This window comes from Variovorax paradoxus, from assembly GCF_030811855.1.
Lineage (GTDB): Bacteria > Pseudomonadota > Gammaproteobacteria > Burkholderiales > Burkholderiaceae_C > Variovorax > Variovorax paradoxus_L.
Window position 1 is genome coordinate 91,813 of sequence record NZ_JAUSRN010000011.1, and the last position, 20,563, is coordinate 112,375.

At 66.2% G+C, this 20,563-nt stretch carries 18 protein-coding genes; 6 read left to right on the top strand and 12 right to left on the bottom strand.

Annotated features, from left to right (window positions below; genetic code table 11):
• Positions 1-39: 39 nt before the first annotated feature.
• Genes J2X92_RS20155 through J2X92_RS20175 form a run of 5 tightly spaced genes read right to left on the bottom strand, consistent with a single transcriptional unit; the run spans position 40 to position 5,650 of the window.
• Positions 40-792 carry a GNAT family N-acetyltransferase gene (locus J2X92_RS20155; protein WP_307578085.1) on the bottom strand — a complete coding sequence of 251 codons (753 nt, stop codon included), beginning with the start codon at positions 790-792 and terminating at the stop codon, positions 40-42.
• On the bottom strand, positions 789-2,036 hold the full coding sequence (locus tag J2X92_RS20160) for a biosynthetic peptidoglycan transglycosylase (protein WP_307578087.1): 1,248 nt from the start codon (positions 2,034-2,036) through the stop codon (positions 789-791). Before J2X92_RS20160 ends, J2X92_RS20155 begins: the two co-directional genes overlap by 4 nt.
• 28 nt (positions 2,037-2,064) lie before the next feature.
• On the bottom strand, positions 2,065-2,634 hold the full coding sequence (locus tag J2X92_RS20165) for a hypothetical protein (RefSeq protein ID WP_307578089.1): 570 nt from the start codon (positions 2,632-2,634) through the stop codon (positions 2,065-2,067).
• Positions 2,615-3,544, bottom strand: a complete 930-nt coding sequence (gene xrtQ, locus J2X92_RS20170; RefSeq protein ID WP_307578091.1) for an exosortase Q — start codon at positions 3,542-3,544, stop codon at positions 2,615-2,617. The genes J2X92_RS20165 and xrtQ overlap by 20 nt, the downstream gene beginning before the upstream one ends.
• Positions 3,545-3,568: 24 nt before the next feature.
• Positions 3,569-5,650, bottom strand: coding sequence for a VIT and vWA domain-containing protein (locus tag J2X92_RS20175; protein WP_307578093.1), 2,082 nt, complete (start codon positions 5,648-5,650; stop codon positions 3,569-3,571).
• Positions 5,651-5,858: 208 nt separating this feature from the next.
• Here J2X92_RS20175 and creD point away from each other — a divergent pair, with 208 nt between their 5' ends.
• The 3 genes from creD to J2X92_RS20190 all read left to right on the top strand — a co-directional run bounded on the left by creD (position 5,859) and on the right by J2X92_RS20190 (position 10,453).
• Positions 5,859-7,334: a cell envelope integrity protein CreD gene (creD, locus tag J2X92_RS20180; protein WP_307578095.1), complete on the top strand. Its 1,476-nt coding sequence runs from the start codon at positions 5,859-5,861 to the stop codon at positions 7,332-7,334.
• Between the two features lie 37 nt (positions 7,335-7,371).
• Positions 7,372-9,762: a penicillin-binding protein 1A gene (locus J2X92_RS20185; RefSeq protein ID WP_307578097.1), complete on the top strand. Its 2,391-nt coding sequence runs from the start codon at positions 7,372-7,374 to the stop codon at positions 9,760-9,762.
• Between the two features lie 85 nt (positions 9,763-9,847).
• Positions 9,848-10,453: a hypothetical protein gene (locus tag J2X92_RS20190; protein WP_307578099.1), complete on the top strand. Its 606-nt coding sequence runs from the start codon at positions 9,848-9,850 to the stop codon at positions 10,451-10,453.
• Positions 10,454-10,462: 9 nt separating this feature from the next.
• Here J2X92_RS20190 and creC read toward each other — a convergent pair whose 3' ends face one another.
• On the bottom strand, positions 10,463-11,908 hold the full coding sequence (gene creC / locus J2X92_RS20195; RefSeq protein ID WP_307578101.1) for a two-component system sensor histidine kinase CreC: 1,446 nt from the start codon (positions 11,906-11,908) through the stop codon (positions 10,463-10,465).
• A complete protein-coding gene (gene creB / locus J2X92_RS20200) occupies positions 11,905-12,690 on the bottom strand; it encodes a two-component system response regulator CreB (protein WP_307578103.1) in 786 nt (261 codons plus the stop codon). Before creB ends, creC begins: the two co-directional genes overlap by 4 nt.
• Before the next feature lie 566 nt (positions 12,691-13,256).
• Here creB and J2X92_RS20205 point away from each other — a divergent pair.
• Complete coding sequence (locus tag J2X92_RS20205) at positions 13,257-14,204, top strand: YcjF family protein (RefSeq protein WP_307578105.1); 948 nt, start codon at positions 13,257-13,259, stop codon at positions 14,202-14,204.
• Between the two features lie 14 nt (positions 14,205-14,218).
• Here J2X92_RS20205 and cueR read toward each other — a convergent pair whose 3' ends face one another.
• Both cueR and J2X92_RS20215 read right to left on the bottom strand, forming a co-directional pair.
• Positions 14,219-14,626, bottom strand: coding sequence for a Cu(I)-responsive transcriptional regulator (gene cueR, locus J2X92_RS20210; RefSeq protein ID WP_307578107.1), 408 nt, complete (start codon positions 14,624-14,626; stop codon positions 14,219-14,221).
• Positions 14,623-14,817 carry a heavy-metal-associated domain-containing protein gene (locus tag J2X92_RS20215; RefSeq protein ID WP_124960334.1) on the bottom strand — a complete coding sequence of 65 codons (195 nt, stop codon included), beginning with the start codon at positions 14,815-14,817 and terminating at the stop codon, positions 14,623-14,625. The genes cueR and J2X92_RS20215 overlap by 4 nt, the downstream gene beginning before the upstream one ends.
• Before the next feature lie 134 nt (positions 14,818-14,951).
• Here J2X92_RS20215 and J2X92_RS20220 point away from each other — a divergent pair, with 134 nt between their 5' ends.
• Positions 14,952-17,189, top strand: coding sequence for a heavy metal translocating P-type ATPase (locus J2X92_RS20220; protein WP_307578110.1), 2,238 nt, complete (start codon positions 14,952-14,954; stop codon positions 17,187-17,189).
• A 59-nt stretch (positions 17,190-17,248) separates the two neighbouring features.
• Here J2X92_RS20220 and J2X92_RS20225 read toward each other — a convergent pair whose 3' ends face one another.
• The 3 genes from J2X92_RS20225 to J2X92_RS20235 are packed head-to-tail and all read right to left on the bottom strand — an operon-like array spanning position 17,249 to position 19,729.
• Complete coding sequence (locus J2X92_RS20225) at positions 17,249-18,541, bottom strand: beta-ketoacyl-[acyl-carrier-protein] synthase family protein (RefSeq protein WP_307578314.1); 1,293 nt, start codon at positions 18,539-18,541, stop codon at positions 17,249-17,251.
• Complete coding sequence (locus J2X92_RS20230; protein WP_307578112.1) at positions 18,538-18,831, bottom strand: acyl carrier protein; 294 nt, start codon at positions 18,829-18,831, stop codon at positions 18,538-18,540. The genes J2X92_RS20225 and J2X92_RS20230 overlap by 4 nt, the downstream gene beginning before the upstream one ends.
• A 13-nt stretch (positions 18,832-18,844) precedes the next feature.
• Positions 18,845-19,729, bottom strand: coding sequence for an alpha/beta hydrolase (locus tag J2X92_RS20235; protein WP_307578113.1), 885 nt, complete (start codon positions 19,727-19,729; stop codon positions 18,845-18,847).
• Positions 19,730-19,868: 139 nt separating this feature from the next.
• Between J2X92_RS20235 and J2X92_RS20240 the strand changes: the two genes are divergently transcribed.
• A complete protein-coding gene (locus J2X92_RS20240; RefSeq protein ID WP_307578115.1) occupies positions 19,869-20,558 on the top strand; it encodes a response regulator transcription factor in 690 nt (229 codons plus the stop codon).
• Positions 20,559-20,563 lie beyond the last annotated feature (5 nt).

Genomic DNA, 20,563 nt, shown 5'->3' on the forward strand with positions numbered 1-20,563 from the left:
GCCACCGGTGGGGGTGGTCCGGCGGTCAGGCGGGCGCCGTCATCGGGGCCACTGTTGCCTCTGCCAATAGCGGTACTGCCACTGGGTGGAGAAACCGGCGCGGCGGTAGAGCGCATGGGCAGCGGCGTTGTGCGCGTCGACCTGCAGGAACACGCGTTCGAAGCCGCGTTCCAGCGCTGCCTGCGCCAAGCCGGCCAGCACGCGCCTCGCCAGGCCCCGGCCGCGCTGCGACTGCTCGGTTCGCATGCCGTGGACGCTGGCCCATCCGTGGCCGAAGGCCATGGCGCCCGCGGCCACCGTGTGCCGGCCGTCGCGCACGCTGGCATAGAGCGATCCCTTGGCACGCGACAGTGCTCGCACGCGATGCGCGCCATCCACCGGATCGAAGCCCTCGCCGAGAAACAGCGTCGCCCAGGCCTCGTCGGGCGCAAGGTCGACATCGGCCAGCGCGGCACCGGCGGCCCCCACGTCGCGCATGCGTCGCGCGGAGCCGACCTGTACGCAGGTGGGGGAATCGCCGACGTAATGGCGCTGCTCCAGCTCGGCTTGCAGCGCGGCAAAGCAGGGAACGTCGGCCAGGCGGAAGGCGGGCACGAACTGCCTGCTGTCGTAGCGGTCTTCGATGCGATCAATCGTGTGCCAGCTGACTTCGCCGCGGTGCAGCGGAACCGCCGACCGGGCGCGCTTGACGGTGCCGTCGTCGAAGGGCAGCAGCCAGCCGTCGAGTTCCTCCACGGCAAGGGGAGACACGGCGGCAACGGTGGCGCGCTCGATGGCTTCGACATCGTTCATGGTGCCGCCTCCGGCGCGATGTAATGAGCTGCCGCCACGCTCTTGAGCAGGGCCTCGCGCTGATTGCGGCTGATGCCGCGCACGCTCTCGGCCACCCACTTGGTGCGGTCCGGGTCGATGCGGCCGTCGCGCCGCCATTGCTCGAGCACCGCCTGAGGCTTGTGCAGCATGGCCGCGAGCCACACGGCCTGCGCGGGTTCCAGGTTGCGTGCTGGCCGCTTGAAGTAGCGCCGCGCGGCGGCTTCGGCGCCGCACAAGTTGCCGCCCCACGGTGCGTTGTCCAGGTAAAGCTGCAGGATGCGCGCCTTGCCGAGCGTCTGTTCCATCTCGACCGCGTAGAGCAACTCGCGCAGCTTGCGTTCGGCGGTGCGGTCGCTGCCGGTCACCAGCATCTTGGCGAGCTGCTGCGTCAGCGTGCTGGCACCGCGCTTTTGCTGGCCGTCCTTCTGGTTGTTGTCGATCGACGCAACGATTTCGGTCAGGTCATAGCCGGCGTGGGTGAAGAAGCGCTGGTCCTCGGCCGCGATGACGGCGCGCGTCAGCCAGCTGTCATTGGCGAGCTTCGAAGGCGCGCCACAGCTGGTTCGCGCGCCGAGCATGGCTTCGGTGCCCAGCCCTTCGACGGTGAACTGGCTGACGGTGGGAAGCACGACGAAAGTGCCTTCGGGCAGAGAGACCTGCGCGCGAACGGCCAACGTACCGCCGATGCGGGCGCGCTGCAGTTCGGGCAGGTGGGGCGCTAGCACGGCATACCAGCGGGCAATGGGCGCATCCTTGATGTCGGCGCTGAGATGCAGGCCCTTGGGCGCGAGGCGCCCTTCCCATGGGCCCTGGATCACGGCCGCGGCATCGGCATTGCGAGGCGTGGCCGCGATGGTGCCGGCCAGCGTGTTGCCGTCGCGCCTGACGGTGGCGACCAGGCCTTCGACCTGGATCGGCTGCGTGCCGAGGGCAGCGACCTCCAGGCTGCAGGGTGCGCAGCGCAGTTCGAGCAGGCTGTCCGCGTCCTTCCAGGCAAAACGAATCGTGCCGAAGCGCGTGTCGACAGCGTGGCCGTCCAGGCGCGGCGCAAGCCACGAAGACGTGGCCAGCCGCACCGCCGCGGGCACGCCGACCTGAAAGCTCAGCGGGCCGGCCTTGACGCTGGTATTCCACTCCCCGGGCGCAGGTGCAAGCGCGAACTTGACGATCAGGAAGACGGCCAGGCAGGCTGTCACCACGAGGGCCGACAGCGCGTAAATCACGAATCTCAGGATCTTGTTCACACAACTCTCACAAGGGTCTCGCCACCGTGACGGCTTGCCACGGACCGCGCGACTGCCCGCTGGCCGCCGCCCAGTACCAGGCTGAAGTGTCGGTGAAAGCGGCGCCTTCGGCATCGACGATGCGCTCGCAGACGCGGAACTTTTGCACACCGTGCCGTTGCGCAACAAAACAGCGCCACAGCCGTTCCTGCGCGTCGCGTTCCAGGCGCGCCTGCTCGATGCGAAAACCCAGCGCTCGGTAGCAGTCGGCCGCCGGATGCAGCATGCGCGTGGGTGCGTTCACCGCGCGCATCACGATCATTTGAGTACCGTCGGTCATGCGGCCGATCGCGCCCGGAAAACGGTCGGCAAAGCGCTGCTCGACCTCGCTCAGCGCCATCGGGCGCAGCGGTGCCCCATCCCATTCGCGCGGCCATTCGTATGACGCCGCGGCCACCACCGGCTCCGGCGGCAAACGCAGGGCCGCGGCGGTCGACCACAGCAGGCACAGCAGCATCGCGAGCGCGAACGCCGCCTTGTGGCCGATGCGATGGATGAAGTGGTTAGCAAAAAAGTTCTCAAAGAACCGTGTCGACATGGCGGCCTCCGTGCGCGGTGATCAGGCCCGGGATGGGCCGGTCGGCAAATTCGGGCTCGGCGCGTGCCGGCACCATCAGGCGCGCGATGCCGCCGCACACTGCGGCCAGCACCACAAGGCCGAGCAGGTTGTGCGCCCAGGGCGCGAGCGAATGGCCCGCGGCTTCGAAGGCAATGAGCACACTGTTGCGCAGGATGTTGCCTGCCAGCACCAGCAGGCCGACCATCGGCAGCCGGCGCAGAAAGCCCCGGTCGTCCTGACGCGCCCAGAGCGCGACGGCGCAAGCGGTAAAATAGCCGAGCCACACCATCTGCATGCCCGAGCAGGGCGCATCGACGATCACCAGCCGGCCGTCGACCAATAGGCTGCTGCCCTCGCGCGCCACGCTGAAGCCTGGCGCCAGCAACCACCGGCTCGCCTCGGCCGTGACCACGCGCAGCGGATAACCCGCATAGAACTGGAGCGACGACAACAGCGGCAAGGCCAGCACGGCGAGCCCCGCCACCGGCAGCGCGGCCACGCGCCGCGGCAGGAAAGCGAGCAAGCCGCACGCCAGCGCCAGCACAGCCACAAGGCCCGCCGCGAGCGGGGGCAGGGCGGGCAGCGCCCCAAGCCCCGTGCGCAGCAGCGTCGCCAGCACGGTGCCTGCGCCAGCCAATGCCAGCCAACCGAGCCGCGGCGCGGCGCGCAGTTCGCGCCGGCATTGCCATGCCAGCGCGGCCAAGGCGGCAAGCGCCAACAGGCCCAGCGGGTCGTCGGAGCCGTCGCGCATGCGCTGGACCATCCAGGCCCAGGTCGGCGCCAGCGCGGCAAACTGCAGCCCGAGCCAGCCGGCGGCAGGTGCGCGGTCGATTCGGATGCCCCAATCCACGATGCGCGGATGGCTGTGGGCAAGTGCGGCCAATGACATTTTTCGTTTCCTGTTCTTTCGCGTTCAGGCCGTGAAGCGGCGCGGGTCGTTGCGGCGTGCGCGGCGGCGCAGCATGGCGAGCATCGACAGCACCACCGCAATCGCGCCGAGCGTTTCGGGTTCCGGCGTGCTCGGCACCTCGGCACCGAGCGCGAGTTCGCTCACGCCCTGCGGCAAGGGCAGCGGCTGGTTCACATCCACGCTGTTCTGCGGGGCCAGGTTGCGCACCACCTTGTCCACGGCGATGAAGCTGGTGTATTGCGTCAGCAGGCTGTACTTCAGGCCGAGCTCCGTGATGCGCTCCTTGAAGGCGCTGCCGCCTTCCAGCGTCTCCTGGTCGCTCAAGCTCTGGATGCGGTGGCGTGCCCACAGCGTGCGCAGCGCGGCGGTGTCCTGGCGCATCTGTGGGTCGATGCGCAGCTCCTGGCGATACGGGCCGCTGGCACCGCGGCCTTCGACGATCACGCGGCCACGGGCCTTGCCGTCGGCGTCCGCGCGCCACTTGCCGAACACGATCACCGGGCGCTCGCCCAGCACGTCGGGCAGGGCTTGCGGCTCCACGTCGTATACATCGAGGCCGCCGAAAGTGACTTTCACGTTGGTGAGCACCGGCGACTCCACCATGCGGCGGAAACGCGCGGCCTGCTCGGGCGCCTGGATCGGGTCGGTGATGATGAAGGGCTCGCCCATGCCGGCGCGCGCAATGCCTTCCATCAGGCTGCGGTTCACCGACGAGCCGATGCCGAAGGCGAACACATTGGCCTTGGAGAGGTTCTTGCGCACCAGCTCGAAAGCCTCGCGTTCCACGCTCACGTAGCCGTCCGTAACCAGCACCACGGTGCGCGAGACGTTCTCTTCCTTCGGTTCCGCATAGACGCGCTTGAGCGCGGGAATCAGCTCGGTGCTGCCGCTGCCGCCGTAGTTCTGGATGGTAGCCAGCGCCTGCTCGATGTTGGCGCGCGTGGCCGGCACCGATTGGGGCGAGAGCATCTTGTTGCTGCCCGAGAAGAGCAGCACATTGAAGGTGTCGCTCGGACGCAGCCCACCGATCAGGCGTTCGAGCACCGTCTTGGCGGTGTCGAGCGGAAAGCCGTGCATCGAACCCGAGATATCGACCACGAAGATGTAGTCGCGCGGCGAGATGGCGCTGGCCGCAACGGCCTTGGGCGGCTCGATCATCGCTAGAAAGAAGTTCTCGGCGCTTCCATCGGTGTTCTGGCCCTGACCCTTGTAGAGCATCAAGCCCGACTCGATCTTCTCGCCCGCCAGGCGGTAGTCGAGCACGAAGTCGCGGTTGTCCGCGGGGCGGCCGTCGGCAGTCAGCACCACGTCGGCATGGCGGTCTTCATCGCTCTTCTTCACGTCGATGGCGTGGGTGCTCGAGCGCACCTCCTTCAAACCCATGGGCGTGTCGATGCTGGCCTTGAGCCTGAAGCTCGTGCCGGGAGCCACGCCTTCGCGCAGCGTGGGCTGCGCCACCCACTTGGCCTGGGCGTTCTCCGACTGCGGGCTGTTGTAGCGCGGGCCCACCACCGTGGGAAACACGAACGCATAGTTGCCCGACTGCGGCACCAGGAGCTCGGTGTAGCGCAGTTCCACCTTCACGTCGTCGCCGGGGAGAATATTGGCGACGTTCATCTGGAACACGTTGGGCAGGTGCTGCTCAAGCAGAGCGGCGGTCTTGCCCTCTTTCTTGGCGGTGTCGTATTCGATCTGCGCCTGCTGCTTCTCGCGGATCTGCGCGGTGATCAAACGGTCCGCCAGGCGCACGTTGAGGCCGCTGACCGCGGCCTTGGTCGAGCCCGGAAAAACATACTTGGCTTCGATCGGGCGCTGGCCTTCGTTGCGGTAGGTCTGCGTGACGGTCACGTCGGCAATGACGCCCGATATCTTTACCGCCACCTCGGTTCCCTTGAGAGGCAGTCGGTCGACCGAAGGGTCGTCGCTCTTCACGAAGAAGTAGGGGCTCTCGGTCTTCAACCGCGGGCCGGGTGCTTCCTGTGCATGCACGGGGTTGAGGCTGAGCGCGACGAAGCCCGCGGTGGCCAGGCTCACGGTGGCGAGCCAGAGCCAGCGGCCGGGACGAGAGGTGGTGTGGGCATCCATGGCGGTGTGGTGTCGGTTTCCGTGCGAACTTGCACAGCCGCAACTGTCGACACCGCGCGAGAAGGAAATTGGAAGGCTGCTTGAAGTCCGCCCGCCGGACGCAGCCTTGTGTGAAGCCTGTGTGAAGTCCGCCGTCGGCCACGCTTCACACGCCCTTCGGATCGCTCGGCGAGCATCGCCGCATCGTTATCGAAGTGGAGAAGAAAACATGTTTCAGTTGTTCAAGGCCTTGCAGAGTTCGATGCTGGTCAAGGTTGCCGGCCTGCTCATGCTCACGCTCTTGCTGTGCATTCCGTTGGCCGAGATCAACTCCATCAACCGCGAGCGCGGCCGCAGCCAGCGCGAGGCGGCCGAGGAGCTTGCCGCCACCTACGCAAGCGGGCAGACCATGGTGGGCCCGCTGCTGCTGGTGCCGTATGTGGAACGCTGGATGGAGCCGCTGCGCAATGCGCAAGGCAAGGTGATCGGCCAGGAGGCGCGCAGCAAGGAAATGGCCCACGCGGTGTTTCCCGACAAGCTGCACACCGAAGGTTCGATGGCGCCGCACGAGCGCTATCGAGGCATCTTCAAGATTCCCTTCTACACGCTCAACGCCACGCTCGGTGGCGGATTTGCCGCCTTCGACCCCAAGTCCGTGGCGCACAGCGAAGCCGATTCCCGCATCGAGTTCAAGGCGCCTTTCGTCGTGTTCTACGTGAGCGATTTGCGCGGGCTCGACGGTTCGCCCACCATTGCAATCAACGGTGAGGCTTTGCGTTTCAAGCAGCGCGTGCCCGGCTTGGCAGACACCAGCTGGCTTGCCGAGGCCATCCACGCGCCGCTGACCGGCGCCGCACTCGCCGCATGGGAGTCGAAGACACCGCTGCCCTTCGAGATGAAGCTCGGCCTTGTCGGACAAGACACGCTCTCGATGGTGCCGATTGCCGAAGAGACCACCGCCCATCTGAGCTCGCCCTGGGCGCATCCGAGCTTTGGCGGCCGCTTTCTCGCCACGCAGCGCGAGGTAACGCCGCAGGGCTTCGATGCGCACTGGCGCGTGTCGTCGCTCGTGACGTCTGCACGCGAACAGGTGCGCGCCGGACTGTCGGAGCGGGTCGATACCAGTGCTGCCGCAACGGCAGCAGCAGCCGTTGCGACGGGCCCACGCAACCTCGGGGCGCTGCAGACCTTCGACGTGTCGCTCGCCCAGCCGATCAACGTGTATTCGATGAGCACGCGCGCCGGCAAGTACGGCGCGCTTTTCATCGGCCTGGTGATCATGGCGGCCTTCATGTTCGAGCTGTTCCGCAGGCAGCGCATGCATCCCGTGCAATACGGGCTGGTGGGCCTGTCGATTGCACTGTTCTTTTTGCTGCTGCTGGCCTTGTCCGAGAAGCTGGCTTTCTGGCTGGCATATGCGAGCGCGGCCTCAGCGAGCGTGCTGCTGCTCGGCATCTACTTCAGCGCTGTCCTGCAAAGCTGGAAACGCGGCGCCGGATTTGGGGCCTTTGTCGCGGTACTCTATGGCGCGCTATACGGCCTCCTGGCATCCGAAAGCAACGCCCTCCTACTCGGCGCCCTGCTGACATTCGGCATGCTGACGGTGCTGATGCTGGCCACGCGCAAGGTCGACTGGTATGCGCTGTCGGCCGGGAACCCCCGAATGCCCGAGCCTGTCTCACCTGAAGTGGCTCCGTCCGTGTAACCAAAGCTACCGACTGTTTTTTTACTTACTGATTTCCATGGACGATTCCTCTCCTTCCACCGACCCGGCGCGCTCCGAGCGATCGATACGGCTGCGCCGCATTGCACGTTGGAGCGCGATCGTGCTCGGCTCCGGCGCGGTGGTGCTGGTGGTGGCCGCCGTCGTGGCGGTGGCTGCCATTTATCCGCGCCTGCCTGACATCTCCGAGCTTGCCGACTACCGGCCCAAGCTGCCGCTGCGCGTGTATTCGGTCGAAGGCACGCTCATTGGCGAGTTCGGCGAAGAGCGCCGCACCCTCACGCCTTTTGCCAGCATTCCCAAGGTCATGAAGGACGCCGTGCTGGCCGTGGAAGACGCGCGCTTCTACGACCATGGCGGCGTCGACTACAAGGGCTTCGTGCGCGCGGCGGTGGCCAGCCTGAAGGGTGGCCGCAAACAGGGCGCCTCGACCATCACGATGCAGGTGGCGCGTAATGTGTACCTCAGCTCGGAGCGCACGCTGAGCCGCAAGACCTATGAAATCTTGCTGGCGCTGCGGCTCGAGCAGCAGCTCAGCAAGGATCAGATCCTCGAGATCTACCTGAACCAGATCTACCTGGGCAACCGCGCGTATGGCTTTGCCGCGGCTTCGGAAGCCTACTTCGGCAAGCCGCTGCAAAACATCACCACGGCCGAAGCGGCCATGCTGGCCGGACTGCCCAAAGCTCCCGGCGCAAACAACCCGGTGGCCAACCCGCGCCGAGCTCGCGCACGCCAGCTCTACGTGATCGACCGCATGCAGGAGACAGGCTTCATCACTGCCGAGCAGGCTGCCGAAGCCAAGAAGGAAGAACTCCACCTGCGCGATGCCGCCGACCCGAACCGGCTGCATGCCGAATACGTGGCCGAGACGGTGCGACAGATGATGTACACGCAGTACGGAGACAGCATCTACACCAGCGGCATGAAGGTCTACACCTCGCTGGTCGCGGCAGACCAGGCGGCAGCCTACAGGTCGCTTCGCAAGGGCATCATGGACTACGAGCGGCGCCAGCCCTATCGCGGACCGGAGCGCTTCATCGACCTGCCGGACGACCCCAAGGAAGCCGACGAAGCGGTGGACGATGCATTGGCCGAACACCCCGACAACGGCGACGTGATGGCGGCCGTGGTGCTGGAAGCGAACAGCAAGGAAATCAACGCGGTGCGCGCGAACGGCGAAACCGTTCAGATCAACGGCGAAGGCCTTAGACCCGCGCAATCGGGCCTTGCGGCCAAGGCGCCGCCCAACATCAAGATCCGCCGCGGCGCGGTGATCCGCGTGGCAAAGACACCCAAGAACACTTGGGAGATCACGCAGCTGCCCGAGGTCGAGGGCGCGTTCATCAGCATGGATCCGCGCACCGGCGCCATCAAGGCCCTGGTGGGCGGCTTCGATTTCGGCAAGAACAAGTTCAACCACGTCACGCAGGCCTGGCGCCAGCCGGGGTCGAGCTTCAAGCCCTTCATCTATTCGGCCGCGCTCGAAAAAGGCTTCACGCCGGCCACCATCGTGAACGATGCGCCACTGCATTTCGAAGCGAGCACCCCTGGCGGCCAGCCTTGGGAACCGAAGAACTTCGATGGCGGCTTCGAAGGGCCGATGCCGCTGCGCACCGCCTTGATGAAGTCGAAGAACCTGGTCACCGTTCGCCTGCTGCAATCCATCGGCGCGCCGTATGCGCAAGACTGGATCACCCGCTTCGGCTTCGACAAGGACAAGCACCCCGCCTACCTGCCGATGGCGTTGGGCGCGGGCTCGGTCACACCCATGCAGATGGCTACGGCCTATTCGGTGTTCGCCAACGGCGGCTACAAGGTCAACCCGTACCTCGTCACGCGCGTGACCGACCTGCGGGACAAGGTGCTGCTCGAGACCGAGCCGCCGGCGCTCGACGAAACCCGCCGCGCCATTCCTGAACGCAATGCCTTCATCATGGATTCGCTGCTGCAAAGCGTGGTGAAGGGCGGCACCGCTGCGCGCGCCTACCAAGCGCTCAAGCGCGATGACCTCTTCGGCAAGACCGGCACCACCAACGATTCTTTCGACACCTGGTTTGCAGGCTTCCAACCCACCAACGTCGGCATTGCATGGATCGGCTACGACACGCCGCGCCAGCTGGGCGTGCGCGGCGAAACCGGCGGCAGCCTGAGCCTGCCGATCTGGATCGGCTACATGCAGACGGCCCTCAAGGGCGTGCCGGTGAGCAAGATCCCGGAGCCGCCGGGCGTTGCCAACATCGACGGCGAGTGGTACTTCGATGACTTCACGCCGGGCCGCGGCGTGGCGAGCCTGGGCGTGGAGAACGCCGAGTCGCCGCCACCGCCGGCGGAAGAACTCTCGGGCGTGCCGCTGGGGCCGCCGCCCCCGCCGGAAGAGCGCAACCGCATCCTTGAGTTCTTCCGCTAGGAGAGGGCGAAGGCGGGCGACAGGTTCCGGGTGTCCCTACACTCGGTGGTGCCGCCGCTTTCACCTTTTTCCTTTCGCACGTCTCATGGAAATCCTTACCCTGGTGACGCTGATCGTCATCGGCGCCTACATCCTCAAGTCGCGGGACCAGCGCCAGCGCATCGCACTGCTCGGAAGCCACCTCGGCAAGTACCAGATCGAAAACCTCATGGAGACCCTCACCGAGGGCTACCTGCGCTGCCTTGGCGAGGACGATGCCGCACGGCGCCAGCAGATCTGGAGCCTGCTCGACTCCACTGAGCAAAAGCTCTCGGCCCAGTTCGACAGCTTTGCAGCGGAGTTCGCGCGTGTCGATGAGGCACAGGCGCGCGTGAGCAAGCTGCCATTGGCAATTCCATTCGCGCACAAGCTGTTTCCGGCCGCCACCTTCGACTTTCGCCAAGCCCTGGCCATCCACGCACGCGGCATTGCCGAAGTGATGCGGAACGAATCGCACCGCACACCCAAGGCCAAGGCTTTCACGATGTCGGCCGAGCTGTTCCTGATGCAGCACAGCTGCCACTGGTTCTGCAAGTCGAAGACGGTGGCGTCAGCGCGCATGCTGGCGCGGCACAAGACTTCGTACGAGCAATTGCTCGATGCGGTGAGCCCAGGAACGCGCAAGGCCTACAGCGCACTGACGGGCCAGTAATTTCTTTCTTCAGTGATGTGACGCAGGCAACAGCGGCAGCGTGAGCGTGGCCACTGCGCCGCCGCGCGCCGCATTGCCGAGCTCGATGCGGCCGCGGTGCAGCGCCGCAATCTCTTTCACGAAGGCCAGCCCGAGTCCGGTGCTCTTTTTCTGGCTGTGCGGCCGCGCCAGCGAATAGAACTTCTGAAAGACTTTTTCCTGTGCGTAGTCCGGAATGCCGGGGCCGCGGTCGCGCACTGTTACGCGCGCGAGCTTGGAGGTTGTTTCCAGCGTCAGCAGCACTTCGCTGTCCGGCGGTGAAAAATCGATGGCGTTGTCCAGCAGGTTGCTGATGGCGCGGCGCAGCAGGAACGGGTCGCCCTCGGTGCTGGCCTCCGTGCGGATGTTCACTTTCAAGCTGATGTTGCGCTTGGCCGCCGCGGGCTGTGCGCTGACGGCGACGTCCTCGATCAACGAAGCCAGCGCTACCGGCTCCGTGCGGTCGAGTCCGCGCCTGGTTTCGAGCGCGGTGAGCTCCATCATGCGGTCGACGATTTCCTGGATGCGCTGCGTCTCGCGCTCGATGTTCTTCAGGAACCGTTCGCGCTCTGCGTGCGGCATGGACGGTTCCTGCAGCAGCTCGGCCGCGCCGCGAATGGCGGAGAGCGGGCTCTTCACTTCGTGCGTGAAGGTCTGCACGTAATCGGCCACGTAGTTGCGGCCGGTGAGCGCATCGCGCATTTCGCTGAAGCCGGTGCGCAGCGCATCGACCGCGCGCCGCGCCATGCGCGAAACGCTGAGGGTGCGCTGCGCGCGCACCCAGGTCCAGTAGTCGGAAATCAGTCCGAAAGGACGCACCAGCCACACCGAGACGATCATCGCGAGCAGTAGCAGTGCCAAGCCAGACCCCACGCCCACCCATAGCGTGCGGGCACGCGCGTCTTCCACAAACTGGCCGAAGCTCTGCACCGGCTTGCCGACGCTCACCATGCCGATGATCTCGTCGTTCCAGCGGATCGGCGCGCCCACGTACATCACCGAGGTGCGCGGGTCGCCATCGACATCGCGCGAGGTGCGCGCGCCGTACAGGCCAGCGAGCGTCCGGTTCACGTCGCTCCACTGGGAGTAGTCGGCGCCCAGCTGCCTCCCGAGCGAATCGAACACTACGCGGCCGCTGCGGTCGGTCACATACACGCGCAGCTCGACGCGGTTCTTGTGCAGGTTGTAGATCTGGGCCGAGAACTCGCGCGCATAGACCGTGCGGAACAACGGCTCGAGGCGCGCGGTGGTGATGGCGCCCGCGATCACGTCTTGCTCGACCAGGCTGGCAATGAGCTGCGATGTCTCGACCAGCGATTCTTCCGCCGATTCGCGGTAGCGCGGGTCGATGTCGGACACCACGCGGTACAGCAGGAACGCGATGCCCGCCGTGTAGATCAGCAAGATGCCGATGAATATCCGCGTGCGCCGGCTCACGGCACGCTGTGGGGCAGTTCTTCGTTCAATGCGTAGCCGGTACCGCGCAGCGTGCGGATCGGCTCCACGTCGGGCGCCACCGCCTTGAGCTTGGCGCGCAGGGTTTTCACGTGCGCGTCGACCGTGCGGTCGAAGCTCTCGCTCGCGTCGTCCCAAACCAGCTGAAGCAGTTCTTCGCGAGTGAAGACCCGTCCGGGACGCTGCACCAGCAACCTTAGCAGCCCGTATTCATAGCGCGAGAGCTCGAGCAGGCGTCCGTAGTAGCGAATTTGCATGCGCTCGTTGTCCAGCGCAAACGGCATTGCGGGGGGTTGAGAGCTCGCTGGGGCCGCCGCGCCCAAAATTTGAGGGGGTACCCCGCTGTTCGTACCTACGGGCCCTCCAGGGGCCGCTCGCGCGCTGCGCCGAAGAATGGTGCGCACCCGCGCCACCAGTTCGCGCGGCGAAAAGGGCTTGGCGATGTAGTCGTCGGCGCCAAGTTCCAGCCCCACGACGCGGTCGATCTCGTCGCTTCTCGCCGTGAGAAACAGCATCGGCACCTCGGCACCGCCCTGCGACTGGTTCAGCGTGCGCAGGCGCTTGAACAACTCGAAACCGTTGAGGTCGGGCAGGCCCACGTCCAGGATGGCCAGTGCCGGCGGCTCCTGCGCGAACTGCGCGATGGCTTCTTCGGCGGTGGCGCACCAGACCGGCGTGAAGCCATCGCTCTTCAAAACGTACTGGAGGGTGTCGGCAATGCCCGATTCGTCTTCGGCGATCAGGATCCGCGGTTTGAAACTCATCCCCGGATGTTAGCGAGGGGACGCTGTTCGGCGAGGCTGTTTTCGTGCGTGGCGCCGCGAACACGGCGCGGCCGTTCGCGGTCTTTTTTTCGGGCGCGGCGCTGGTTTCCTATCTTCTTCTTATTCTTCTTATTCAAATTAGTAGTAGTAGATAAGGGTCGCACCTGTCTGTGGACATGGCAATTTTTCCCTTGTGTGACAGTCACTTGTCATACCTCTGTCACTGTGCGCAGCTGCGCTTCCGAGCTGTCGCGCCAAAAGGGACAACATTGGCCGGCGGCTCCGCCCTGTGGATAACGCCCTGCTTGTGCCAGAACTCTCCCCAGAGTTGTCCTTTGACAGGGTCCCGGAAATCTGCGAAAGACGGTTTTCGGCGCGAGAAATCCATTGCCTGTAATTTGGGCAGACTGTAGATTTCCATTACGAATCAACGACTTGCCGCACCCTTACAAGGAAGTGCGAGTGTTATCCACAGAGTTGCTCAAGTTTTGTGGGGAGAACCCGCGACGGAACCTTCGCGCGCGATGTCGAACGAACTTTGTCCTTCAACCTTTGGAAATTCGAACGTGACACCTTCCGAAACCAAGGCCATCGTGACGCTGAGCTTGCTGGCCGCTTTCGTCGACGGCGAAAAACACGAGCGCGAACGCGCAGAGATCAAGCGCATTGCCGAGGGCCTCTCGCAGGCCGACGGCGTGAACCTTCCCACGCTCTACCAGGACGTGCTGATGAAGCGCGTTTCGATGGCATCCGTGACGGGCGATCTGCAAAGCCCCGAATCGAAGCAGCTGGCCTACGAAATGGCAGTGTGCGTGTGCGATGCCGACGGCACGCAGTCGGACGCGGAGCGCATGTTCCTCACGGACCTGCGTACTTCGCTCGGTCTCGATGCCTCGGCGGCGCAGTTTTCGCGTCAGGCGGAAGACATTGCGGCGGCGGTCCCGGTGGCGGCTACCGGTGCGGCCGCGGTATCGACCCCTTCCGCGGTGGCGGCGCCCGACAGCGCGGAGCTCGACAAGTCCATCCTCAACGCAGCCATCCTCAATGGCGCGCTCGAACTACTGCCGGAAACGCTCTCGACCATGGCGATCATTCCGCTGCAGATGAAACTGGTCTATCGCATCGGCAAGGCGCATGGCTACGAGCTCGACAGCGGCCACGTGAAAGATTTTCTGGCCACGGTCGGCGTGGGCCTGACCTCGCAATACCTGGAACAGGCCGGTCGCAAGCTGCTCGGCGGCCTGCTCGGAAAGATGGGCGGCGGCTTGCTGCGCGGCCTGGGCAATCAGGCCGTGAGTTCGGGCATGAGCTTTGCCTCGACCTATGCGCTGGGCCATGTCGCCAAGCGCTACTACGCGGGCGGCCGCACGCTCTCGACGCAGATGCTTAAAGACAGCTTCTCGAACGTGGTGCAGGAAGGAAAGGGTCTGCAGACCCAGTACCTGCCAGCCATCCAGGAAAAGGCCCGCACCCTCGACGCCGGCAAGGTGCTGGCGCTGGTCAGGGGCGCCTGAAGCCGTTCGGGCGATCAGGCCGCGGCCAGGTCGTCGAGAATGGGGCAGTCGGGGCGTGCGTCCCCGTGGCAGCAGTGCACCAGGTGCGCCAGCGTGTTGCGCATCGACTGCATGTCCGCAATGCGCTGCTCCAGTTCGTCCAGGTGCTTTTTCGCGATCCGCTTCACGCTGGCGCTCGCGCGCCGGCGGTTGTGCCAGAGTCCCACAAGCTCGGCAATTTCTTCCATGGAGAAACCGAGATCGCGCGAGCGCTTGATGAAGCGCAGCGTGTGGATGTCCGCATCGCCATACTGGCGATAGCCGCTTTCGGTGCGCGCTACAACAGGCAACAGGCCAAGGCCCTCGTAGTGCCGCACCATGCGCGCCGAGACGCCCGAAAGCCTGGCCGCTTCGCCGATGGAGACGGTGCCGAAGCTGCTCATTGGACCCTGTAGCCGGCGTTTTCGATGGCGGCGACGATGTCTTGCCGAGGTTGCGCGCTCAATACGTCGACATGGCCGGTTTCGAGATCCACTGTCACCTGCGCTTCAGGATCGACCGTCTGCACCGCGTTTTGAACCGCGCTCACGCAGTGGCCGCAGCTCATTCCCGAGACCTGAAATTTCTGACTCATCGTTGTTGCTCCTGTTGAGTGAAATGAGTGATCGGAAACATGAGTCTGAACCCTCTCACGATGTCAATGTCCAGCGGAGGGACACTCGATATCTGCCTTGACCTTGCCATGATGTGAGACTTTAGCCTCGGGGCATGGAAAATCTGCTGCACTCTCCACATCACCCCATGAGCACCCTGGATCTTTCTGTCGGCGGCATGACCTGCGCCTCGTGCGTGATGCGCGTGGAGCGCGCGCTCAAGAGCGTCCCGGGCGTGACGGACGTCAGCGTGAACCTCGCCACCGAATCGGCGCGCGTGGTGGCGGCTGACGGCGAGGACATCGACGCGCGCTTGCGCCGCGCAGTGCGTGCCGCAGGCTATGAACCGCGCGCAAGCGATACGGACGACGCTGCTGCTGCTCTGTCGCCCTGGCACGGCTTCGGGCCGGTCGGAATCGGCCTCTTGCTGTCGATTCCTTTGCTGACACCGATGCTGGGACAACCCTTTGGTCAAAACTGGATGCTGTCGCCCTGGATCCAACTGCTGCTGGCGGCACCGGTGCAGTTCTGGCTCGGTGCGCGCTTCTACCGCGCGGGCTGGCATGCCGCGAAGGCGGGTACCGGCAACATGGACCTGCTGGTGGCGCTCGGCACCAGCGCGGCCTTCGGGTTGTCGCTGTGGCTTTGGTGGCGCTCGGCGACGGGCGAGCACGCGGGGCACGGCGCCGTGCCTCACCTTTACTTCGAAGCATCGGCAGTGGTCATCACGCTGGTGCTGCTCGGAAAGTGGCTGGAAGCGCGCGCAAAGCGGCAAGCCACATCGGCGATTCGCGCGCTGCAGCAGCTGCGGCCCGAAATCGCGCACCTGGTGGGCAAGCGCAGCGAAAGCGATGTGCCAATCGGCGAAGTGATGGTCGGCGACCTGCTCGCGGTTCGCCCGGGTGAGCGCGTGCCGGCCGATGCGCGCGTGGTCGAGGGAGAGTCTGAAGTCGACGAATCGATGCTCACCGGCGAGCCGCTGCCGGTGCCCAAGAAGCCGGGCGACGCGTTGACGGGCGGTGCGGTCAACGGCGACGGCCGCATGGTGATTGAAGTGAAAGCAGTCGGTGCAGAAAGCGTGCTGGCGCGGATCATCCGCCTGGTCGAAGACGCACAGGCAGCCAAGGCGCCGATCCAGCGTCTGGTGGACCAGGTCGCGGCCGTGTTCGTGCCAGTGGTCCTGGTGATTGCGCTGGCCACGCTGGCCGGGTGGCTGCTTGCAGGTGCCGGTATCGAGATCGCCATGATCCATGCGGTGGCCGTGCTGGTCATTGCCTGCCCATGTGCGCTGGGCCTTGCAACGCCGGTGGCGGTGATGGCCGGCACCGGTGTCGCCGCGCGACGCGGCATCCTGATCAAGGACGCACGCGCGCTGGAGCTTGCACACCGCGTCGACACCGTGGCGTTCGACAAGACCGGCACGTTGACACTCGGCCGGCCGGTACTCACGGCTCTCGTGCCGATTGCAGCCAACGAAGATGAAAACCGATTGCTTGCCACCGCCTCAAGCCTGCAAAGCGGAAGCGAACATCCGTTGGCTCGTGCGGTGATGGTGGCCGCGTCACAGCGCGGCGTGCAGGCACTGCCGCTGGGTGCCATGCAGGCGATGCCCGGCCGAGGCGTGCGCGGCGAAGTGAACGGCGAACGTTGGGCCGTCGCGAGCCTGCGCTGGTGCGCGGAACTCGGCGTGGTGCCCGATGCGGCGCAGGTCGAGCGCCTGCACGCGCAGGGCGCCACCGTGTCCGCGCTGCTACGCTTCGATGAGGCTGACGGCGCAGAGGTGCAGGCGCTGCTGGCCTTTGCCGACGAGCCCAAGCCCGAGGCCGCCGAAGCCGTTCGCGCATTGCGGGCGCGCGGCCTGCGCGTGGTGATGATCTCCGGCGACAACCGGCGCGCCGCGGAGGCGATGGCGGCGCGGCTCGGCATTCCCGCCGAAGACGTGCGTGCCGATGTGCTGCCGGCCGACAAGGCGGCGCAGGTCAGCGCGCTGAAGAACGATGGCCATGTGGTCGCGATGGTGGGCGATGGCGCCAACGATGCACCGGCGCTTGCCGCGGCCGACGTGGGCATGGCCATGGCACCTTCGGGCGGCGGCACCGACGTGGCGATGGAAGCCGCGGGTATCACGCTGATGCGCGGCGACCTGTCGCTGGTGGCCGAGGCGCTCGATCTTTCGGCGCGCACAGTTGCCAAGATCCGGCAGAACCTGTTCTGGGCCTTTGCCTACAACGTGGCCGGCATTCCGCTCGCGGCCTTCGGATTGCTGAGTCCGGTGGTGGCGGGCGCGGCCATGGCGCTGTCGAGCGTCAGCGTGATGGCCAACGCGCTGTTGCTGCGACGCTGGAAGCCCTGAGCTTCGTCAGGTTGGGTCATGCCCAGGCAGGCCACGGGGCACAGCTGCCGCCGCATTCCTCAGCGGCCGGTGCCGCGGCCTGCGATCAGCACTGCATTGGTCCCGCCGAAGGCGAACGAATTGGAGATCACGTAGCGCAGGTTCGCGGCTTCGCGCGCATCGCCGCGCACGAAGTCGAGATCGAAGGCCGGATCGGGCATCCGCAGGTTGGCGGTGGGCGGAAGCATCCCGCGCGCCAGCGTGCGCAGCGCCGCCACCATTTCAATGGCGCCGCCCCCGCCGAGCACATGGCCGTGGATGGCCTTGGTTGCGCTCACGGGCACGGCATTGCCGAATACTTCGCGAATAGAAGCGGCCTCGGCCGCGTCGCCTGCCGTGGTGGCGGTGCCGTGCGCATTGATGTGGCCGATCTGTGTGGCGTCGATGCCGGCGTCGCGCAGGGCGGCACGCATGGCGCGGACCTGGCCGGCGGGATCGGGGTTGGTGATGTGCGTGGCGTCGCAGTTGGTGGCATAGCCTGCAAGAAAGAGCTGCATCGCTTCGCTTGCGCTGCGCGTACGTGCCTTGGCGTGTGCTTCCGATTCGAGCACCAGAGCGGCCGCGCCTTCGCCGAGCGCAAAGCCCGCGCGGTCGCCCGAGAACGGCCGGCAGGCGCTGTCCGGCGCGCCGTCTGGCGGCGGCGCGGTGACGCGCATCGCATGCCAGCTGGCCATCACGCCCGGTGTGAGCATGGCCTCATGTCCGCCGACCACGGCCACGTCGATCCAGCCGCCGCGAATAGCCCGCATGGCCTCGCCGATGGCCACCGCCGACGAGGCGCAGGCGCAGGCGTAGGCAATGGCTGCGCCTTGCGCACCGAACTGCAATGCGAGTTCCGCCACCGCCGCGTTGGGCATGACGGTGAGCACCGTGGTGGGCCGCATGCGTCGCTGTTCGCCATAGAGTGCGCGCGTGGTGTCGTCGAAGGCACCCGCGCCGGCCAGGCCGCTGCCCCAGAAGATGCCAAGGCGCTCCGGATCGAAGCTGCCCGCGTGGAGCCCGGCCTCCGCGGCGGCATCGCGCGCGGCCGAAAGCGCCATGGCGGTGCCCCGGTCGAGCGGCAGGCGCGAGCTGCTGCGCACGCTGGCCGAATCGAAATCGCAAGGCGCCACGGCGAGTTCGATCGGATCGAAGCCCGCGATGACGAGTGATTGCGCGCGTACCGCCGACCTTCCGTTGAAGAGCGCGTCGTCGAAGGTCGCGGCCGTATGGCCGATGGGAGTGACGAAGCCGAGCCCCGTCACCCGCACCGGCGCGGCGGCGGCGTGCCGGGAGGAGGCTGCGAGTACCGAATGGGCGGCGCCGCTGCTCACGCGGGCGCGGCCATCGAAGGCTCGACGTCGCAACGGATCTGCGCCTCGATCGCGTCGCACAGTCGCTGGAGCGTGATGCCGGCTTCGCGCGGGTCGAGCTTGTCCTCGGGCAGGCGGAGGTGGAAAGCATCCTCTACCGCAAAGACGAATTCCATCAGCGCGAGCGAGTCGAGCCCGAGTTCGGACAGCGGAACGCCGGGTGCGATGGCAGTGGGCGCAACGTCAAAGCTGTTCACCAGGATGGCGGCGATGCTGTTGAAAACCGGCGTGGAAAAAGAAGCGGAAGACATGACGGTTTTTCTTTCAAGCAGGAGCGTGATGCGGAGACGATGCGCGCTGGATGTCGGTCGTGGCGATGCCATGGGCCAGGGCATCGGCGAAGGCGAGCGTTTCGCGCGCCACTTGCTGGCGGTCGTTGTCGATCGAGATCATGTGATAGCTGTCGTGAAGCACCACGCTGCGGAATTCGCGGCAGCGGAGACCTCGCGCGAGGATGTCGAGGTTGCCGAGGCTGGCCACCTCGTCCTCCCGGGCATGCAGCGCAAGCACGCTGCCGCATTGCACGCGGTGAAGGTTGCGCTTCACGTGGCGGATCAGCCGGTCGTGCTCGCGCAGGTGGCCGACGCCGAGCACCGAGCTGCCCGCGCGCGACACCTTGCGATGGCGCAGTTCGCGCTCGATCCAGGCGCGCACGCGTTCGTTCTTCACGCCGTAGGGCGCGCATTCGCGGTACTGCCAAAAGCGCCCGAGCGGCGTGTAGAACGCGAGCGGCAGCAGCATGCGCGTGCGTGGAATGGCCCAGCCATCGAAGCGCAGCGTGGTCGACATCAGCACCAGCGCATCGACATCGCTGCCGCAGCGAATGGCCGCGCCGAGTGCAAGCGACGAACCGGCCGAGATGCCCACCAGCAGCACGCGGTCATGGTGCGTGCGCAGCGTATTGACGCGCGCCTCGATGGCGTCGATCCAGCGTTCGTACGGCAGCGCGTGCTGCAGCGGCGCGCTGGCGTCGAAGGAGTAACCGCCGATCGCCATCGGGTGCACCGGATAGCCGCTGCTGCGCAAGGCCGACTGCACGGTCAGGAGCTCGTCAGGCGTGCTGCATAAACCATGCAGGAGCACGATGGCCGTGCGGCGCACCGCGGGGTGCACCATGCTCAGCAGATCGGCCGGATCGCGGGCGCTCATTGAATTGCAGGGGGCTGGAAAGGGGCCCCGGCCGCAGGTTGCTGTCGTATGCTCATGGCGTGTTTATCGCCGGGGTGTGCTGACCGGCTGCTGACCCTCCTTCGCGCAAGAATAGGCACTCCAAACCACAACACACACCATGCGAATCCTGCTTGTCGAAGACGACGCCGTGCTGCGCGACGTGATGCTGCGCAGCCTTGCGGATGCCGGCCACCGGGTCGACGTGTCGGCCAATGTCGAAGACGCCGACCACCTCTGGCGGGTGCAGCCCTTCGATGCGGTGCTGCTCGATCTGAACCTGCCGGCCACCGCAAGCCCGACCAGCGGCCTGGCAAGCGGCCTCACTGCCCTGCGGCAGGCGCGGGCGCGCGGCGACCGCACGCCGGTGCTGGTGCTGACGGCGCGCGGCCGCACCGAGGAACGCATCGCCGGCCTGGATGCCGGTGCCGACGACTACCTGGGCAAGCCTTTCGACCTGGCCGAGGTCGAGGCCCGCCTGCGTGCGCTGGTGCGGCGCGCGAAGGGTACGGAAGACATCGTGCTGCTCGGCCAGCTCAAGCTCGACCGCAAGGCGCGCCGCTTTTCCACCGCGAGCGGGCCGCTCGACCTGCCCGCGCGCGAGTTCGAGGTGCTGTGGGAGCTGATGAGCCCGCCCGGCCGCACGGTCAGCAAGCGAGCGCTGTCGGACAAGCTCTCGAGCTTCGATGAATCGCTGGGCGACAACGCACTGGAGGCCTTCATCTCGCGGCTTCGCAAGAAGCTGGCCGGTTCGGGCGCGAGCATCCGCACGCTGCGCGGCATCGGCTACCTGCTCGAAGCCGAAGTGTGAGCCGC

Excerpts from the sequence above, each read along its gene's own strand:
- J2X92_RS20155 (WP_307578085.1), bottom strand. The coding sequence starts at position 792 with ATGAACGATGTCGAAGCCATCGAGCGCGCCACCGTTGCCGCCGTGTCT.
- J2X92_RS20165 (WP_307578089.1), bottom strand. The coding sequence starts at position 2,634 with ATGTCGACACGGTTCTTTGAGAACTTTTTTGCTAACCACTTCATCCAT.
- xrtQ (WP_307578091.1), bottom strand. The coding sequence starts at position 3,544 with ATGTCATTGGCCGCACTTGCCCACAGCCATCCGCGCATCGTGGATTGG.
- J2X92_RS20175 (WP_307578093.1), bottom strand. The coding sequence starts at position 5,650 with ATGGATGCCCACACCACCTCTCGTCCCGGCCGCTGGCTCTGGCTCGCC.
- creD (WP_307578095.1), top strand. The coding sequence starts at position 5,859 with ATGTTTCAGTTGTTCAAGGCCTTGCAGAGTTCGATGCTGGTCAAGGTT.
- J2X92_RS20185 (WP_307578097.1), top strand. The coding sequence starts at position 7,372 with ATGGACGATTCCTCTCCTTCCACCGACCCGGCGCGCTCCGAGCGATCG.
- J2X92_RS20190 (WP_307578099.1), top strand. The coding sequence starts at position 9,848 with ATGGAAATCCTTACCCTGGTGACGCTGATCGTCATCGGCGCCTACATC.
- creB (WP_307578103.1), bottom strand. The coding sequence starts at position 12,690 with ATGAGTTTCAAACCGCGGATCCTGATCGCCGAAGACGAATCGGGCATT.
- cueR (WP_307578107.1), bottom strand. The coding sequence starts at position 14,626 with ATGAGCAGCTTCGGCACCGTCTCCATCGGCGAAGCGGCCAGGCTTTCG.
- J2X92_RS20215 (WP_124960334.1), bottom strand. The coding sequence starts at position 14,817 with ATGAGTCAGAAATTTCAGGTCTCGGGAATGAGCTGCGGCCACTGCGTG.
- J2X92_RS20220 (WP_307578110.1), top strand. The coding sequence starts at position 14,952 with ATGGAAAATCTGCTGCACTCTCCACATCACCCCATGAGCACCCTGGAT.
- J2X92_RS20230 (WP_307578112.1), bottom strand. The coding sequence starts at position 18,831 with ATGTCTTCCGCTTCTTTTTCCACGCCGGTTTTCAACAGCATCGCCGCC.
- J2X92_RS20235 (WP_307578113.1), bottom strand. The coding sequence starts at position 19,729 with ATGAGCGCCCGCGATCCGGCCGATCTGCTGAGCATGGTGCACCCCGCG.
- J2X92_RS20240 (WP_307578115.1), top strand. The coding sequence starts at position 19,869 with ATGCGAATCCTGCTTGTCGAAGACGACGCCGTGCTGCGCGACGTGATG.